Origin of the sequence: Streptomyces sp. NPDC087420, assembly GCF_044744165.1 — a bacterium.
Classification (GTDB): Bacteria; Actinomycetota; Actinomycetes; order Streptomycetales; family Streptomycetaceae; genus Streptomyces.
In genome coordinates, this window is record NZ_JBIUXU010000022.1 from 20,075 (window position 1) to 36,946 (window position 16,872).

The 16,872-nt window shown below is 71.8% G+C and carries 16 protein-coding genes and 1 pseudogene; 9 read left to right on the forward strand and 8 right to left on the reverse strand.

What is annotated here, in order from left to right; translation table 11 throughout:
- Positions 1 to 107: 107 nt before the first annotated feature.
- Entirely contained in the window at positions 108 to 815 is a 708-nt protein-coding gene (locus ACIO1C_RS33890) for a pentapeptide repeat-containing protein (RefSeq protein ID WP_401871135.1), read from the forward strand.
- A gap of 28 nt (positions 816 to 843) precedes the next feature.
- A complete protein-coding gene (locus ACIO1C_RS33895) occupies positions 844 to 1,332 on the forward strand; it encodes a hypothetical protein (protein WP_401871137.1) in 489 nt (162 codons plus the stop codon).
- A gap of 257 nt (positions 1,333 to 1,589) precedes the next feature.
- On the opposite strand, the gene ACIO1C_RS33900 is transcribed toward ACIO1C_RS33895, so the two are convergent.
- Positions 1,590 to 2,087 (reverse strand): hypothetical protein, encoded by a 498-nt coding sequence (locus ACIO1C_RS33900; RefSeq protein ID WP_401871140.1) that lies wholly within the window; start codon positions 2,085 to 2,087, stop codon positions 1,590 to 1,592.
- A gap of 106 nt (positions 2,088 to 2,193) precedes the next feature.
- On the opposite strand from ACIO1C_RS33900, the gene ACIO1C_RS33905 reads away from it, so the two are divergent.
- Positions 2,194 to 3,579: a M1 family metallopeptidase gene (locus ACIO1C_RS33905; RefSeq protein ID WP_401871142.1), complete on the forward strand. Its 1,386-nt coding sequence runs from the start codon at positions 2,194 to 2,196 to the stop codon at positions 3,577 to 3,579.
- A 10-nt stretch (positions 3,580 to 3,589) separates the two neighbouring features.
- On the opposite strand, the gene ACIO1C_RS33910 is transcribed toward ACIO1C_RS33905, so the two are convergent.
- Both ACIO1C_RS33910 and ACIO1C_RS33915 read right to left on the reverse strand, forming a co-directional pair.
- Positions 3,590 to 4,132 (reverse strand): GNAT family N-acetyltransferase, encoded by a 543-nt coding sequence (locus ACIO1C_RS33910; RefSeq protein WP_401871145.1) that lies wholly within the window; start codon positions 4,130 to 4,132, stop codon positions 3,590 to 3,592.
- Positions 4,133 to 4,304: 172 nt separating this feature from the next.
- Positions 4,305 to 4,880 (reverse strand): TerD family protein, encoded by a 576-nt coding sequence (locus ACIO1C_RS33915; RefSeq protein WP_401871148.1) that lies wholly within the window; start codon positions 4,878 to 4,880, stop codon positions 4,305 to 4,307.
- A 209-nt stretch (positions 4,881 to 5,089) separates the two neighbouring features.
- Here ACIO1C_RS33915 and arfB point away from each other — a divergent pair, with 209 nt between their 5' ends.
- Complete coding sequence (arfB, locus tag ACIO1C_RS33920; RefSeq protein WP_401871151.1) at positions 5,090 to 5,521, forward strand: alternative ribosome rescue aminoacyl-tRNA hydrolase ArfB; 432 nt, start codon at positions 5,090 to 5,092, stop codon at positions 5,519 to 5,521.
- A gap of 155 nt (positions 5,522 to 5,676) precedes the next feature.
- Here the strand turns inward: arfB and ACIO1C_RS33925 are convergent, their stop codons facing one another.
- Positions 5,677 to 6,318: a flavin reductase family protein gene (locus ACIO1C_RS33925; protein WP_401871154.1), complete on the reverse strand. Its 642-nt coding sequence runs from the start codon at positions 6,316 to 6,318 to the stop codon at positions 5,677 to 5,679.
- 314 nt (positions 6,319 to 6,632) lie between these two features.
- Here ACIO1C_RS33925 and cdgB point away from each other — a divergent pair, with 314 nt between their 5' ends.
- Entirely contained in the window at positions 6,633 to 8,414 is a 1,782-nt protein-coding gene (cdgB, locus tag ACIO1C_RS33930) for a diguanylate cyclase CdgB (RefSeq protein WP_401871156.1), read from the forward strand.
- A gap of 210 nt (positions 8,415 to 8,624) precedes the next feature.
- Entirely contained in the window at positions 8,625 to 9,638 is a 1,014-nt protein-coding gene (locus ACIO1C_RS33935) for a carbohydrate-binding protein (RefSeq protein ID WP_401871159.1), read from the forward strand.
- 42 nt (positions 9,639 to 9,680) lie between these two features.
- Here the strand turns inward: ACIO1C_RS33935 and ACIO1C_RS33940 are convergent, their stop codons facing one another.
- The 4 genes and pseudogenes from ACIO1C_RS33940 to ACIO1C_RS33955 form a co-directional block, all read right to left on the reverse strand.
- A complete protein-coding gene (locus ACIO1C_RS33940) occupies positions 9,681 to 10,532 on the reverse strand; it encodes a ketose-bisphosphate aldolase (RefSeq protein WP_401871162.1) in 852 nt (283 codons plus the stop codon).
- An 87-nt stretch (positions 10,533 to 10,619) separates the two neighbouring features.
- Complete coding sequence (locus ACIO1C_RS33945) at positions 10,620 to 11,612, reverse strand: 1-phosphofructokinase family hexose kinase (protein ID WP_401871165.1); 993 nt, start codon at positions 11,610 to 11,612, stop codon at positions 10,620 to 10,622.
- 214 nt (positions 11,613 to 11,826) lie between these two features.
- Positions 11,827 to 12,981 carry an N-acetylglucosamine-6-phosphate deacetylase gene (gene nagA / locus ACIO1C_RS33950; RefSeq protein WP_401871168.1) on the reverse strand — a complete coding sequence of 385 codons (1,155 nt, stop codon included), beginning with the start codon at positions 12,979 to 12,981 and terminating at the stop codon, positions 11,827 to 11,829.
- Between the two features lie 128 nt (positions 12,982 to 13,109).
- A pseudogene (locus ACIO1C_RS33955) lies at positions 13,110 to 14,024 on the reverse strand (ROK family protein); the annotation flags it as partial.
- Positions 14,025 to 14,314: 290 nt separating this feature from the next.
- Here ACIO1C_RS33955 and ACIO1C_RS33960 point away from each other — a divergent pair.
- The 3 genes from ACIO1C_RS33960 (at position 14,315) to otsB (ending at position 16,851) form a co-directional block, all read left to right on the forward strand.
- On the forward strand, positions 14,315 to 15,541 hold the full coding sequence (locus ACIO1C_RS33960) for an ABC transporter substrate-binding protein (protein WP_401871242.1): 1,227 nt from the start codon (positions 14,315 to 14,317) through the stop codon (positions 15,539 to 15,541).
- Between the two features lies 1 nt (position 15,542).
- Positions 15,543 to 15,836 carry a DUF3263 domain-containing protein gene (locus ACIO1C_RS33965; protein WP_401871171.1) on the forward strand — a complete coding sequence of 98 codons (294 nt, stop codon included), beginning with the start codon at positions 15,543 to 15,545 and terminating at the stop codon, positions 15,834 to 15,836.
- A gap of 166 nt (positions 15,837 to 16,002) precedes the next feature.
- Positions 16,003 to 16,851, forward strand: a complete 849-nt coding sequence (gene otsB, locus ACIO1C_RS33970) for a trehalose-phosphatase (protein ID WP_401871173.1) — start codon at positions 16,003 to 16,005, stop codon at positions 16,849 to 16,851.
- Positions 16,852 to 16,872 lie beyond the last annotated feature (21 nt).

The following is a 16,872-nucleotide window of genomic DNA, read 5'->3' on the forward strand; positions in this document are numbered from 1 at the left end:
CTCGGTTCTTCGCGTCCTCCTACGGATGTGACGGTTGCGGGCCCCCGGGATGTGACATCCGGGATCGGGACGTTGGCGTTGTCAGTGGGGTGGGTCACCCTGGGGGCATGGTGCGGAACACAGCGAGGGCGACGAAGGCCACGAAGAGCGGACCGGTGGCGAGGCGGCCGGAGGTACGGCTGCCGCCGCTGGTGCCGTACGACGCCGAGGACGGCGGCCTGGAGCCGGACGGGGACTACGACGGGCTGGAGTTCAAGGAGGTCGACCTGGCGGGGCAGGAAGGGCCGGGCTCGCGGTTCATGGACTGCGCGCTGCGGGAGTGCGGCCTCGACGGGACGGAGCTGGCCCGCGCGCGGTTCATCGACTCCGTGCTGAGTGGCGTACGGGGGGTGGGGACGGACCTGTCGGGGGCGTCGCTGCGGGACGTCGAGGTGCTGGACGCGCGCCTGGGCGGGACGCAGCTGCACGGCGCGGTGCTGGAGCGGGTGCTGTTCCGGGGCGGGAAGATCGACTACCTGAACCTGCGCAACGCCCGGCTCAAGGACGTCGTCTTCGAGGGCTGCTTCCTCTCGGAGCCGGATTTCGGGGGCGCGGTGCTGGAGCGGGTCGAGTTCCGTGACTGCGTGCTGCGGCAGGCGGACCTGAGCGGGGTGCGGATGACGGACGTCGACCTGCGGACGGTCGCGGAGCTGGACATCGCGCGGGGGCTGGACCGGCTGGCGGGGGCGGTGATCAGCTCGGCACAACTGCTCCAGCTGGCACCGGCGTTCGCGGCGCAGATCGGGGTGCGGGTGGAGGACACGCTGGGCTCGTAGCGCTACGACATCGATGAGGATGGGGGCCATGGAGCTTGCCACCCACAGCGCCACGCACATCGTGGTGCAACGCATCAGCACGTCGTGGACGAAGGAGTCCCGGGGTGGCCGTGGAGCGATCCTGAGAAGCGCGGCGCCCAAGGCCTTCCCGATTCCGTCCGGAGTGTCCTCCGGCCTGCACGAGGTGTCCTTGCACGAGTACTACTCGTTCCGGCCGGAGGTGCGGCTGGGGGACTTGGCGGAGTGCGGCATCGATCTCCAAGAGGCGGACGGGTTTCTGACGGTGGGCCCGCCGGAGCTGCTCCCGGGCGGCGTGCCGCGCCGCGACCGGCGCCGCTCGGCGGTGCGGCTCACCCCGGGCGAGTGGCTGCGGTGGCAGATCAACTACCGCTTCGGCGGGAACACCAACTGGACCTACCGGCTGGACACGTTCAACGTCGCTTACGGCCCCCCGACGCCCAAGGTGTTCCTGGGGGAGCCGGCCCACGGGGTGGACGAGCGCGGGACCCTGCGCTGAACCCGGCTCGACGTGTCAGGACATTACGAAGGCCCCGACCCGGGGGGAGGAGTCGGAGCCTTCGGTGTGCGCCCAGGACACGGCCTTGAGGTGGGGGGAGGAAGCGGTTGCCTGCTTCCCGGCCAATGCCCCGGCAATCTTCGTGTGCCCGACGCGCGGGGATGTACGCCTGCGGATCCGCGAAACGATGGGTGGGCTGTGTGGGCACTGTGTCGTGAAGGTGTGACGTCCCAGGTCAGCGCCCGACGGCCCCCGGATCAGATGCGGGGGAAGCGCGACTGGAGGTCCCACACGATCGGGTTGTCGGCCAGCCCCTCGTGCAGGTCGGCGAGATCGGCGATCAGGTCGTGCAGGAAGTCCCGCGCCTCCCGGCGCAGCAGCCGGTGCCCGAAGGTCAGCGGGGGCTCGTCGCCGGGCATCCAGTCGGCCTCCACGTCGACCCACCCGAACCGCCGGGCGAACAGCATCCGGTCCGCCGACTCGGTGAAGTCCAACTCGGCGTACTGCGGCTTCGCCGCCCGCGCGCCCCGCGGGTCGAGGTCGAGCTGCTCGACGATGTCGCACAGCGCCCACGCGAAGTCGAGCACCGGCACCCATCCCCAGGCAGTGGACACTTCCCGGTCCGCCTTGGTGTCGGCGAGATAGACGTCCCCGCAGAACAGGTCGTGCCGCAGCGACCGTACGTCCGCCATGCGGTAGTCGGTCTGCGGAGGATCGGGAAAGCGCCGGGAGAGGGAGTAACCAATGTCGAGCACGCGCCCGATGGTGTCACGCCGGTTCACCCATCTGGCCCCGGGATGCGGGCGGTGCGGCCGCGGGCCGATCTGCGAAGATCCGCCGGACAGGCCCTAGCATCGGCGGATGCGTCGGTATGTGGTCGCTTCGGTCTCCTCGGTCGCCCTGCTCGGGCTGGTCGTCGGGTGTGGCGGGTCGGGCGAGGGGAACGGAAGCGCGGTGCCGGACGTGTCCGGGAGTGCCGGGGCCGGGGATCCGTACTTTTCCGGGCTCGGGAACGGGGGATACGACGTCTCGCACTACGGGCTCACCCTCGACTACGCCCCCGCCACCCGCCACCTCGACGGCACCGCCGTGATCACCGCGCGGGCCACTGAGAACCTCACCGGCTTCCACCTCGACCTCGCGGGGATGGACGTCGCGTCCGTGACCGTGGACGGGCGGAAGGCCGCCGTCGACCGTGACGGTACGGAGCTGATCGTGCGGCCGCGTGAGGAACTGGGGCGCGGGGACACCTTTCGTACCGTCGTCAGGTACTCCGGTGTCCCGCGCCGCATCACCGACCCCGACGGCTCCGCCGAGGGCTGGCTCGTGTCCGGGCGGCGGGTCGTCGCGCTGGGGGAGCCGACCGGGTCGATGGCCTGGTTCCCCGGCAACCACCACCCCAGCGACAAGGCGTCCTACGACCTCGCCATCACCGTGCCCGCCGGCACCGAGGCCGTCTCCAACGGGGAGCTGGTCGGCCGGCGGACGAGCGGCGGCCGGACCGCGTTCCGCTGGCGGAGCACCGAGCCGATGGCCAGTTACCTCGCCACCCTCGCCATCGGCCCGTACCGCGTGCACGAGGTGAAGGGCCCCTTGCCGCTCTACACCGCCGTCGACCCCGGCGCGGGCCGGGCGGGGGCCGACCTGGTCGCCGCGCTGCCCGGGATCCTGGCGTGGGAGGAGAAGACCTTCGGCCCGTACCCCTTCTCCTCCGCCGGTGTGATCATCGGGCGCAAGGCGGACGCCGGGTACGCGCTGGAGACCCAGACCCGTCCCTTCCTCCCCGGCCCGACCGACGTCAGCACGCTGGTCCACGAGCTGGCCCACCAGTGGTTCGGCGACTCCGTGACGCCCGAGTCCTGGCAGGACATGTGGCTCAACGAGGGCTTCGCGACCTACGCGGAGTGGCTGTGGGCGGCGGACCACGGCGGTATGCCGGTGGCGGAGAGTTTCACCGAGGCGTACGACGACGAGGAGAACTGGGCCTTCCCGCCCGCCGATCCGCCCACCGCCGCCGACATCTCCGAGCCGCCGGTGTACGGGCGCGGCGCGATGGTCCTCCAGCGGGTACGGGACGCGGTCGGCGACGCCACGTTCTTCCGGATCGTACGAGGCTGGGCGCGGACGCACCGTCATGGCAACGCCTCCACCGCCGACTTCACGGCGTACGTGGAGAAGGAGTCCGGACGGGACCTCTCGGGGATCTGGGACAGCTGGCTGTACGGGGACGGCAAGCCCGACCTGTAGAGGCGGACGCTCACCACGCCTTGCGCAGGAGCCGGCACCGGTGGCCCCGCCTCCGGTCCGGGCGGCGGCCCGTCTCCTCGTACCCGAGCGCCGTCCAGAAAGCGGTGGCCCCGGTGTTCGCCTCCGCGACCGAGAGCCTGACGCCCGTGTGCCCCGCCGCGCGGAACCGGTCCTCGACGCGTCCGGCCAGCTCCCGCCCGTATCCGGAGCGCCGCTCGCGGCCGTGCACCATGAGGAGGGCGATCCAGGGGTCGGGGTCCGGTGCGGGGCTGGATTCGGCGAGTGCGGACACCCGGTCCGGGTCGTGCGCCAGGACCACCGCGACCGCCACGAGCCGGCCCGCCGAGCGGGCCAGCAGCACCTCCGCGTCCGGGTGCGCCAGATCGTCGGCGAGGGAGACCGCGACGTCCTCGGGCCGGATGCGCGCCGGGTCCGGGAAGTCCCCGCCGAGCTGCTGGAACGCGCGGTCCGAGGCGTAGAAGCCCGCCAGCTCCGTCAGCAGCTCCCCGGGCAGGGCACGGGACTCACCGGCCGTCACCACGTCGACGATCATGCGGGCAGGCTACCGGCGCCGCTCGGAATCAGGCCGTACGGACGCACGCGCGGGCGTGAGGACCTCGTGGCCCCACCTGGCGGCCCCACCGGCCGGCCCCACCCGGTGGCCCCGACGCCGGTGGGCCCCCGGCCGAAGCCGGGGGCCCACCGGGGCGTGACGGAGAGACGGGTCAGAGGTTGACGCCGAAGTCCGTGGCGATACCGACCAGGCCGGAGGCGTACCCCTGGCCCACCGCGCGGAACTTCCACTCCGCGCCGTTGCGGTACAGCTCGCCGAAGACCATCGCGGTCTCGGTGGCGGCGTCCTCGCTCAGGTCGTAGCGGGCCAGCTCGGCGCCGCCGGCCTGGTTGACGATGCGGATGTACGCGTTCCGCACCTGGCCGAAGTTCTGGCTGCGGGTCTCGGCGTCGTAGATCGAGACCGGGAAGACGATCTTGTCGACGTCGGCGGGCAGGCCCGCCAGGTTGACGTTGATCGCCTCGTCGTCGCCGTCGCCCTCGCCCGTACGGTTGTCACCCGTGTGGACGATCGTCTGGTCCGGCGTCGACTTGTTGTTGAAGAAGACGAAGTGGCCGTCGGAGACGACCTTCCCGGCCGGCGTGACCGCGATCGCCGAGGCGTCGAGGTCGAAGTCGGTGCCGGTGGTGGTACGGACGTCCCAGCCGAGGCCGACGGTGACAGCGGTCAGGCCCGGTGCCTCCTTGGTGAGCGAGACGTTGCCGCCCTTGGACAGGCTTACAGCCATGGGATGTCCCTTTCGTTGTCGTGTGCGGGCTTCGAGCTGTCCCGAAGTTACCGTCACCCGGCTTAACGCAGGCAGAGGACCGGGAGGTTCCACACCTCTTTACTTTCTTTACCCGAAAGGGTCCCTGTGAGGGCCTCTGGGCGGCCTCCGGCCGTTCCCGCGCCGAAAAGAGGGTGACGGAACCACCGCGGACACGGGACCATGGGGGCATGTCCGGGCCCTCGTACGTCATCCGCGGTTCGGTCTCCCTGCCGGAGGCCGAGCTCATGTGGCGTTTCTCGCGCTCCTCGGGCCCCGGCGGCCAGCACGTGAACACCAGCGACTCCCAGGTGGAGCTGCGCTTCGACCTCGCGAAGACGGAGGCGCTGCCGCCGGTCTGGAAGGAGCGGGCGCTGGAGCGGCTGGAGAGCCGGTTGGTCGGAGGCGTGATCACCGTACGCTCGTCGGAGCACCGCTCGCAGTGGCGCAATCGCGAGACGGCTGCCGTCCGGCTGACGGTGCTGCTGGCCGAGGCCACGGCCCCGCCGCCCCGGGCGCGCCGCAAGGGCAAGATCCCGCGCGGGCTCAACGAGCGCAGGCTCCGGGAGAAGAAGCAGCGGGCGGAGACGAAGCGCGGCCGCACGGGCCGCGACTGGACCTGACGGTCCAAGCCGGACCTGACGGTCCAAGCCGGACCTGACGGTCCAAGCCGGACCTGGCGGTCCAAGCCGGACCTCACGGTCCAAGCCGGACCTGACGGTCCAAGCCGGGACCCGACGGCCGAAGCCGGACCCGACGGTCCAAGCCGGACCCGCCCTCAGCCCCGCCCCAGCGTCCGGTACTTCCCCTGGAAGTACGTCAGCGGCCCGCCCTCCACGCTCGGCAGCTCCGCCGTCAGCACCCGCCCGATCACCAGCGTGTGGTCCCCCGCGACCACCCGTTGTTCCGTACGGCACTCCAGTACCGCCAGCGCCCCGCCCACCAGCGGCGCCCCGCTCACCTCGCCCCGCCGGTACGGGATGTCCTCGAAGAGCAGCCGGTCGCTGATCCGGCCCTTCATCGCGAAGCGCCCCGCGATGTGCCGCTGGCTCTCCGTGAGAAGGGACACGCCCCACAGCGGCTGCTCGTCCAGCAGGTCGTCCATCCGCGAGCCGTTCCGTACGCTCACGAGCACCAGCGGCGGGTCCAGGGACACGGACAGGAACGCGGTCGCCGTCATCCCCGCGTCCTGGCCGCCGGGACCGTCCGCGCTCAGTGCTTCCTCGTGTGCCGTCACCAGCACCACCCCCGCCGCCAGCCGGGACAGGGCGGCGCGGAACTCGTCGTTGCTCACCCCCTCAGGATGGGGGATGGGAACGGCTCGGGGAGCACGGGAATCGGGGCTCGCCGCGGGAGGCGTCGTAGGAGGGGTCGTCTGGGACACGCGGAAGACGCTAATCTCGGCTCTCCCCCGCCGCATCGGGCCAGGGGACCAGCCAGGTCCTAGGACCTGTCGTCGGACCTGTCGTCGTGACGGGCCCAGGACAGGATCGGGACCCGGCCGTCGCGATCGCCGAGATATCCTCGCGATTTGCTATCAGAAAAGAGCGGAGCGCCCCTACCAGGCACTCCGCCCGGTTCGTCACATGATGTGACTTGGGTCACAGTGGTGAGTATTTGTTGACCCTGTGTACCGGGTGCACAGCTCGCTGTGATTCAGTGACTGGGGACCGTGCAACACGAGAGCCGATGAGAATCCTGGAGTTGCTGTCGAGGTCTCGGGGAGAGCGAACGATGGAGACCGAGTCGGAGCCGTATGTCCGTCTTGCGACCCTGCGTCAGCTGCATCAGGCTGTCGCCGAACTCAACACGGCCCGAAGCCTGGCGGACACCTTGCAGACCGTCGCCGACGGCATCGTCAAGGGGCTCGGCTACGAACTCGCCTGCGTCAACGTGGTCCAGGCCGACGGTGACCTCGTCGTCGCCGCCTTCGCCGGGAGCGCCGCCGCCGAGGCGCTGATCACCGGCCGCGTCGGTTCCCGCGCGTCCTGGGAGCGCCGGCTCGTGATGGGGGAGGCCTGGGGCTCCCTGCGGTACATCCCGCACACCGAGGGCTGGGTCCTGCTGGAGGACGACGTCCCCCAGTGGCACACCGAGGGCCCCGACCCCCGCTTCGAGGACGAGTGGCACCCCGCGGACCGGCTCTACGCGCCGATGTACGCGTCGGGCAGCGGCAACGACCTCCTCGGCGTCATATCCGTCGACCGGCCGCGCGGCGGACGCCGTCCGGGCGCCTGGGGCCGCGAAGCGCTCCAGATGTACGCCTCCCAGGCCGCCATTGCGATCAGCAACGCTCGCCTGCGAGCAAACATGCAGCGCGCCCTGGTCCGCCTGGAGCGCGAGCAGGCCGCCCTGCGGGCCAGCGAGGAGTCCTTCCGCCAGGCCTTCGAGTACGCGCCCAGCGGGATGGCCATCGCCGAGATGGGCGGGGACCAGCACGGCCGGCTCCTGCGCACCAACGACGCGCTGTGCCGGCTGCTCGGCCGCCCCGCCTCCGCGATGCGCCGCTACTCCTTCTCCGACATGGTCCACCCCGAGGACATCGGCACCCTCCTCCGTACCTCCGCCGAGGGTGGCCGGGCCGAGCTGCGCCTGGCCCGCCGCGACGGCTCGTACGTCTGGGTCTCCCTGCGCAACTCCGTCGTCGCCGACACCACCGACGGCCCCCGCTTCCTCCTCACCCACGTCGAGGACATAGAGGAGCGCAAGAGCCGCGAGCTCCAGCTCGCCCACCGCGCCTCGCACGACTCCCTGACCGGCCTGCCCAACAGCGCGGAGCTGCGCGCGCGCCTCAGCGCCCGGCTCTGTTCGCGGCCCCACGCGATGCGCGAGACCGCGGTGGAGGCGCTGGACAAGGCGTACGGCGGGTACGACGGCATGGTCCGCTACGAGCCCAGTTACGAGGCGAGTGACGGGTACGACGGCCGGGACACGCGGGACACGTACGAGCCGTACGAGACGTACGAGAGCTACGAGGGGTACGACGGCTACAGCGAGACGGCGGGCGAGCGCGGCGGCCTGCGCGCCGGCGGCTTCGCGCCGCCCGGTTCGCCCCTCGACCACCACGTGCACATGATCGCGCCCGGCGATGTGGCGGGCGACGGCACCGACGACGGCACGAAGGGTCTCGCGGTCCTCTTCTGCGACCTCGACGGCTTCAAGTCGATCAACGACCGGTTCGGCCACAACACCGGGGACGCCGTGCTGATCGAGGTGGCGCGCCGGCTGACCACGGGCGTACGGGACGGGGACACGGTCGCCCGCCTCGGCGGTGACGAGTTCGTGGTCCTCGCCGACGGCCTGGGCGCGGCCGACGCCGCCGACCTCGCGGTCCGGCTGCGCAACGCGATCATCCCGCCGATCCGGGTGGACGGCAGGGCGGTCCGGGTGGGCGCCAGCTTCGGTATCAGCTGGGCGAGTTGCGGGATGTCGGTGGAGGAGGTCCTCCAGTCGGCGGACCAGCGCATGTACATCGAGAAGCGGTCGCGGAACAAGGTGCACCGCAGGGCGGGCTGACGGGCGCGGGCGGTCCGCGGCACGGCCGGACGATCTTCGGCGGCCCCTGCCCCGCGCCGTTCGGGACAAGGCCGGGACATCTTCGCGATGCTTTGTTCACCCGGGCCGGGAAGGCTTGGCGCCGGGCCGAGCGCCGTCGGGGGGCCCGTTCATTCGAGGTAGGCTCGGTCGGTCGGCGACGCTGGCGAGATGGTGAGGAGTGACCCAGGGATGACGGCCGGGAACAACGGCGCGAGCACACCCGAGGACGACGATCCGTTCGGCTATCTGTACGAGGACGGACAGGCGGCGGCCGCCAATCAGCGACGGCAGGGGGGGTACGGATACCCCGGTCCCGCGGCCCAGCCAGGTGTACCGCGGACGTCGTACAACCAGGTCAGAGCGGTGGGCGAGCGCCAGTACGGCCAGCAGTCGCAGGTCCCTCAGCAGCAGGGGTACGGCCAGCAGCAGCAGTACGGCCAGGCCCCCCACGCCGGTTACGGCCAGCAGCCGAACGGCCCCGCGCCGACCGGCCAGTACGGGGCCCCGGCGGCTCCGCACGCCTCCGAATCCACCAGCCGCGTACCGCTCCAGCGCGGCGGCGGACGGGGTCGCGGCCCCAACGGTCCCAACACCAAGGGCCTGCTCATAGGCGCGGTGGCGGTTGTCGCGGTGGTCGTGATCGGAATCACAGCGGCCCTCGTTTCGAGCGGCGGCGACGAGGACAAGAACAACGACACGGCTCCGACGGCCGCCCCGAGCGTCGGCGAGTCGGAGCAGCCCAGCGAGAAGCCCAGCCAGGAGGCGGGGGACAAGCCGGCGGAGCTGCCCAAGCAGGACGCTGCGACCCTCCAGCTCACCCCTCCCGCGGCGGTGGCGTCCGACATCCCCGGCGCGAAGGGCACGAACGGCGCCTACGTGTCGCTGAACGGTCCCGGCGCGGCGGCGACGTGGAAGGTGAACGTGCCCAAGGCGGGCGCGTACACGCTCTTCGTGACGTACGGCGTGCCGGGCAAGGACGCCAAGACCTCACTGTTCGTCAACAGTGAAGAGCGTCGCGACATAAACATGAAGAACTTCGCGAACGCGCCCGAGGGGGCGTGGGACAAGGGATGGACGGTCACCTACGCGTACGTCAATCTCGACAAGGGATCGAACACGTTCAAGATCTCCTGCGAGCAGGGCGACCAGTGCGAGACCGTCCTCGACCAGCTCGAACTGAAGGCGGGTCAGGTCGACCGCTGACGCGCCGTCAGGCGTCGGCGGTCTTCACGCGCTGACGCGGCATCACGCGCCGATCACCCGCAGGAACCCCGCCACCGTCCCGGTCATCGCCTCGCGAGCCGGGGCGAGGTATTTCCGGGGGTCCACGGCTGTCGGATGCGCTGTCAGATGGTCCCGTACGGCGGCGGTGAACGCCGAGTTGAGCGCCGTACCGACATTGATCTTGACCATGCCGGCGGCGACCGCCCGGCGGATCTCGTCGTCGGGGACGCCGGACGAGCCGTGCAGGACGAGCGGTACGGATACGGCTTCGCGCAGGGTGGCGATCAGCGTGTGGTCGAGGGCGGCGGTGCGTGCCGTCATCGCGTGCGACGAACCGACCGCGACGGCCAGCGCGTCCACGCCCGTCTCGGCGACGAAGACGACCGCCTCGGGCGGGTCCGTACGGACACCCGGGGCGTGCGCGCCGCGCGGCGGTTCGCCGTCCTTGCCGCCCACCGCGCCCAGTTCGGCCTCCACCCAGATGCCGTGGTCGTGGCCCCAGCGCACCGCCTCGGCGGTGGCCTTGAGGTTCTCCGCGTACGGCAGCTTCGAGGCGTCGAACATCACCGAGCTGAACCCCTCGACCGGCGCGGCCCGCAGCAGGTCCGCCGACTCGACGTGGTCGAGGTGCAGCGACAGCGGTACGGAGGCGGCGCGGGCGACGGCGGTCGCGGCGGCGGCGACGGCGCCGAGGCGGCCTCCGTGGAACGCCACCGCGTTCTCCGAGATCTGGAGGATCGCGGGGAGCCCGGCCCGCTCGGCCCCGGCGGCGATCGCCTCGGCGTGCTCCAGGGTGATGACGTTGAAGGCGGCGACGCCGTGTCCGGCGGTCGCGGCGGCGGTGATCAGCTCACCGGTGCTGACGAGTGGCACAGGCCCTCAGTTTCCCGGGCCGGGGGGCCCGTCCGTACGTGGTGCTGTCTGGCTGTCCGGTCGCGCGTGGGGCATGAGGAGGCGGGCTCACTGCGTGGGCTGTTCCGTCACCCGTACCCGCGCCAGCAGTTCGTCGTACGCCACCGGGTCGAACTCGCCCGCCACCGGTGACAGGACCGTCGCCGTCGACAGCGCCACCGCGCGGGCGAGGCGGGCCGGCCACGGGAGGTGCTCCACCAGCGCGGAGAGCAGGCCCGCCACCGCAGAGTCGCCCGCGCCCGTCGGGTTGCCCTTCGCCGGGGCCGGCGGTCCTGCCCGCCAGACGCCGTCCGGGGTCGCCGCCAGGACCCCGTCGGGGCCGAGCGAGGCCACCACCGCGTGGGCGCCCCGGCGCCGGGCGTCGCGGGTGGCGCGCAGGGGCTCGCGGGAGCCGGTGAGGCGGGCGAGTTCGTCGGCGTTCGGCTTCACCAGGTCGGGGCGGGCGGCGATGCCCCGCCGGAGCGGTTCGCCGCTGGTGTCGAGCAGGACGGGCACGCCCGCGCCCCGCGCCGCGCGGACCAGGTCGGCGTACGCGCCGACGTGGATGCCGGGCGGCAGGCTGCCGCACAGGGCCACCGCGTCCGCGCCGCCGAGCAACTCCTCGTAGCGGGCCAGGAAGGCGGCCCACTCGGCGGGTGAGACGACCGGGCCCGGTTCGTTGAGCTGGGTGGTGTCGCCGGTCGTCTCGTCGACGACCGCGATCGTACGGCGGGTGGCACCGGCGATCGGCACGAGCGCGTCCACGGGCGGGGAGAAGGCCGCGGGCGCGTCCACGGGCGCGTCCGCCGGCGGGGAGAACGCGCGACCGCGGGGGTCGGGAGCGACCGGCAGCAGTTCGCGCAGGACGTCGCCCGTCCTGCCGCCCGCGAACCCCGTCACCACCGTCTCGTGGCCGAGCGCCGCCAGCACCCGCGCCACGTTCAGCCCCTTGCCGCCCGGCCGCTCGGTCACCTCGCTCACGCGATGCGTGGCGTGCGGGACCAGCCGGGGTGTGCGGTACGTGATGTCGAGCGCGGTGTTGAGCGTGACGGTCAGGATCACCCCTCATACCCCCCAAGAACGCGCCCGTCCGGTCGATTACCGGGGTGATCATGTCAAAAAGAAGGCGGCAGGCCCAGACCCCGGGCCGACCGCCTCCCTGATGACGCGTAATGACGTATCCGTAACGACGTATCCGTAACGATGTATCCGTAACGATGTATCCGTAACTACGCATCGATGACGCGTGACGACTTATCGCTAGATCAGCACAAAATCAGCCCAGTTGGGGCTCGATTACCCATTCGCCCCGGTGCAACACGCCCTTGACCGAGAATTCCGCGTCCAGGACGACCAGGTCCGCGTCCTTGCCCGGCTCCAGCGACCCGACCCGGTCGTACAGGCCCAGCAGCTTCGCCGGGTTGGCGGAGATCGCCCGCACGATGTCCCCGACCGGCAGCCGGTCCACCGTCGCGGCCCGCCTGAAGGCCGTGTCCAGGGTCAGCGTGGACCCGGCGATCGAGCCGCCCTCCACCAGCCGCGCGACGCCCTCCTTGACCTCCACGGCCAGCGGGCCGAGCTGGTAGAGCCCGTCGCCGAAGCCCGCCGCGTCCATCGCGTCCGTGATGAAGGCGACGCGGCCCGCGCCCGCGCGGTGGAACGCCAGCTCCAGCGCGGCCGGGTGCAGATGGGTCCCGTCGTTGATCAGCTCGACGGTGACCCGCTCGTCCTCCAGCAGCGCGGCGATCGGCCCCGGCGCCCGGTGGCCGAGCGGCGGCATCGCGTTGAAGAGGTGCGTGGCCACGGTCGCGCCCGCGTCGATGGCCTCGACGGTCTGCTCGTACGTCGCGTCCGTGTGCCCGATCGCGGCGATGACGCCCAGTTCGGCCAGCAGCCGTACGGACTCGATGCCGCCCGGCAGTTCGGTCGCGAGCGTCACCATCCTGACCGTCCCGCGCCCCGCGTCGACCAGCTTCCGTACCTCGGCCGGGTCGGGGTCGCGCAGCAGCTCCTCGCTGTGCGCGCCCTTGCGGCACGGCGAGATGAACGGGCCCTCGAAGTGGATCCCGGCCAGGTCGCCCTGCTCGACCAGCTCGGAGAGGATCCCGGCGCGCTGGGCGAGGAAGTCCGCCTCACCCGTCACCAGGGAGGCGACGAGTGTCGTGGTGCCGTGCTCCAGGTGCGTACGGACACCCTTGAGGACCTCGTCCACGGACCCGGAGGTGAACGAGGCACCGCCGCCGCCGTGGTTGTGCATGTCGACGAAGCCCGGCACGACCCAGTGGCCCGACAGATCCAGGGTCACGGCGTCGGCGGGGGCGGCGCCCGTGATCCGGCCGTCCTCGACGATCACCCGGCCGCCGTCCACGGTGCCGGTGGGCAGCACCACTCTGCCCCCGGTCAGAACGGTGCTCTTGGCGCGTGCGGCCATCAGGCGGATACCTCCGTGGAGAGACGGTCGGATCGGCCGGAGCCGTCGGAATGATCGATGCCGGCGCCTGCGCCGGAGGCGGAGCCTGTGCCTGTCTCCGCGTCTTTGTCTCTTCCGCCCCCGGAACCCGCCAGCAGGTCCCACGCGAGCAGCCCCGCGCCCAGGCAGCCCGCGGTGTCCCCGAGGGCGGCCGGCACGATCTCGGGGACCTTCTGGTACGTCACGCGCCGGTCCACCGCGTCCCGCAGCGGTGCGAACAGCGTCTCGCCGGCCTCGGCCAGCCCCCCGCCGATGATGAGGGTGCGCGGGTCGAGCAGGGTCAGCGCGGTGACCAGTCCGGCGGCGAGCGCGTCGACCGCGTCCAGCCACACCCGTACCGCCGCCTGATCGCCCGCGTCCACGGCCCGCGCGCAGTCCGCCGCGTCGGCCGCCGGGTCGCCGCTCGCGGCCGCCCAGGCGCGCGTCACGGCGGCGGCGGAGGCGATCGCCTCCATGCAGCCGCGCTGGCCGCACCCGCACTCGGGCCCGTCGGGGCGGACCACGACGTGGCCGATCTCGCCCGCGTACCCGTGCGCCCCGGCCTCGATCGTGCCCTCGATGCCGATCGCGCCGGCGATGCCGGTGCCCAGCCCGACGAAGAAGAACCGGTCGGCGCCCTTGCCCGCGCCCAGCCGCCCCTCGGCGAGGCCGCCGGTGCGTACGTCGTGGCCGAGGGCGACCGGTACGCCTCCGAGGCGCTCGCCGAGCAGGTCGCGCAGCGGTACGTCCCGCCAGCCGAGGTTCGCGGCGTACACGGCCGTCCCGCTCTCGGCGTCCACGATGCCGGGGACGGCGACACCGGCCGCCACGGCGCTCTCGCCGAAGTGCTCGATGCCGTACGCGCGCAGGTCGGCCGCGAAGTCGAGAATGGTCTCGACGACCGCGTCGGGCCCGCGCTCCCGGTCGGTGGCCCGCCGCGCTTCGTACAGCAGCGCGCCGTCCGCCCCGACCAGGGCGGCTTTCATACCGGTGCCGCCCACATCGAGGGCGATGACGTGTCTCACAAGAACAGTCTCGCGCGTAGACCCTTGAAAGGTCTAGTCCACTGGACTGGATTGTTGCGTGTCCATACAAAGGTCTGACGCGGTCCCGGCCTTGAGAGATGCCCGGTTGAGACGTTGCCGAAGCGAAACCCCGCAGTTGTGGACCTTAAACCTCCGGATAGGGGAAAATCACTGCCTTGTAACAGGGCGCCACAGGGGACCGACTGGGACCTTACGTACACCGGAAGAACAAGGGTGGGGACAGAGCTGTGCAGCAGCGCTACCTGGGAGTGACCGCGGCGATAGCCGCGATGGGCATGACAATGGCGCTGGCGGGTTGCGGTGCCACCGGGTCGTCGGGCGACGTCACCCTCAAACTCGTCGCCGCCGACTACGGGACCGGCCCGGCCAACAGCTCCGAGAAGTACTGGTCCGCGCTGGCCAAGGACTTCGAGACCAAGAATCCCGGGATCAAGATCGACGTCGACGTCCGCTCGTGGAAGACCGTCGACGCGGACGTCGCCTCGATGGTCAAGCGGGGGGAGGCCCCCGACATCGCGCAGATCGGGGCCTACGCCGACTACGTCAAGCAGGACGCTCTCTACAGTGCGGACGAACTCCTCAACATCCCCACCCAGGCGAACTTCCTGACGCAGCTGTCCGACGCGGGGAAGGTCAACCGCATCCAGTACGGGCTGCCGTTCGTCGCGTCCACCCGGCTGCTCTTCTACAACGAGAAGCTCTTCAACGAGGCCGGGCTGAGCGCTCCGAAGACCTGGGCCGACATCGAGTCGGACGCCAAGGCGCTGAAGGAGAAGGGCGTCACCACGCCGTTCGCCCTGCCGCTGGGGACCGAAGAGGCGCAGGCCGAGACGATGATGTGGCTGCTGAGCGGCGGGGGCGGCTACACCGAGACCGCCGACGACTCGTACAGCATCGACTCGGCCCAGAACGTGAACACCTTCAGGTGGCTCCAGAAGAACATGGTCGGGGCCGGGCTGACCGGGCCCGTGGCGCCGGAGAAGCTGGACCGCGCGGCGGCGTTCACGGCGTTCAACGCCGGCAAGGTCGGCATGCTGAACGGCCACCCGACGCTGATGCAGGAGGCCGAGAAGGCCGGCATCAAGGTCGGGATGGTCCCGCTGCCTGGCATCAACGGCACGTCCAAGTCGTCGATGGGTGTCGCCGACTGGATGATGGCCTTCAAGCAGCCCGGCCACCGCGAAGCGGCGGGCAAGTTCCTGGACTTCACGTTCAGCGACAAGAACGTGCTCGACTTCGTGGGCCAGTACGACCTCCTGCCCGTCACGTACAGCGCGAACGAGGCGATGGCCGCGGATCCGGAGTACAAGGACCTGAGCAAGTTCCAGGAGGCGCTGCCGACGTCGCAGCTGCCGCCCGTCGGCAAGACGTCGTGGGCGAAGGTCAGCGAGAGCATCAAGAAGAACATCGGCAAGGCCGTCGAGCCGGGTGTGAACCCGTCGACGGTGCTGGGGGAGATCGCGCGGGACGCGGTCACGGCGGAAGCCGCGGAGTAGCGTGCCGGATCCCGAACCCGAAGAGGCCGCGCCCTCCGCCGCCCCCTCCACCCCTTCCCCCTCCGACCTCCCGGATCTCTCGGAGCGGGACAGGGCGGTGCTGGCGATGGAGCGGCGCGGCTGGCCGGGGCCCGGGGCGAAGGAGCGGGCGATCCGGGAGGGCCTGGGGATCTCGCCGACCCGCTACTACCAGGTGCTGGGTGCCCTGCTCGACGACCCCCGGGCCCTGGCCCACGACCCGGTCACGGTGAACCGCCTGCGCCGCGTCAGGGCTGCCCGCCGGGAGCGCCGTTGAGGTCGTCCCGTACCTCCCGCCCGGTGGGCGGTCGCTGTTACTGATGTCCTCAATCGCCGGACGGGCTTGATTGTGCCGGGCAGGGGGCTGTTCAAGCCCGTCCGGCGATTGAGGACAATCAGTGAGCCGCGCCGAGGTACCGGGCCGCACGGATAAGGTCATGGACATGGGCAGCCCCGAGATCCCCCTGCCGAGTCCCTCGACCCCCGCCGGCGCCGAAGGCCTGGCCGCGTTCCTCGCGCGGCCCGCCAAGGCCGTCGTCGCGCTCGACTTCGACGGCACTCTCGCCGACATCGTCCCCGACCCCGAACAGGCCCGCGCGCACCCGCGCGCCGTCCCGGCCCTGGCGGCCCTCGCGCCGCACGTCGCCTCCATCGCCGTGGTCACCGGCCGCCCGGCCGAGGTCGCGGTCCGGTTCGGCGGCTTCGCGGGGGTGCCGGGCCTGGAACACCTCGTGGTCCTCGGCCACTACGGCGCCGAGCGCTGGGACGCGGCCACCGGCACCGTCAGCGCCCCCGCCCCGCACCCGGGTGTGTCGGCCGCCCGCGCCGAACTCCCCGGCCTCCTCGACGGGTTCGCCGCCTCGCGGGGCACCTGGATCGAGGAGAAGGGCCAGGCGTTCGCGGTCCACACCCGCAGGGCCACCGACCCCCAGGCGGCCTTCGACACCCTGCGCACCCCCCTCGCCGCCCTGGCCACCCGCCACGGCCTGGTCCTGGAACCGGGCCGCATGGTCCTGGAACTGCGCCCGCCCGGCGTGGACAAGGGCGTGGCCCTGACGGAGTACGTACACGAATCAGGCGCCGAGACCGTCCTGTACGCGGGCGACGACCTGGGCGACCTCCCGGCCTACGCGGCGGTCGACACCCTCCGCGCCAACGGCCACCCGGGCCTCCTGGTGTGCAGCGGCACCGAGGTCCCGGAACTGTCCACCAGGTCCGACCTCACCCTCCCGGGCCCCGCAGCCGTGGCCGACTTCCTGGCAGCCCTGGCGCAGGCGGTGTCCCGAACCTGACCGCGGCCACCGCACGCCCGC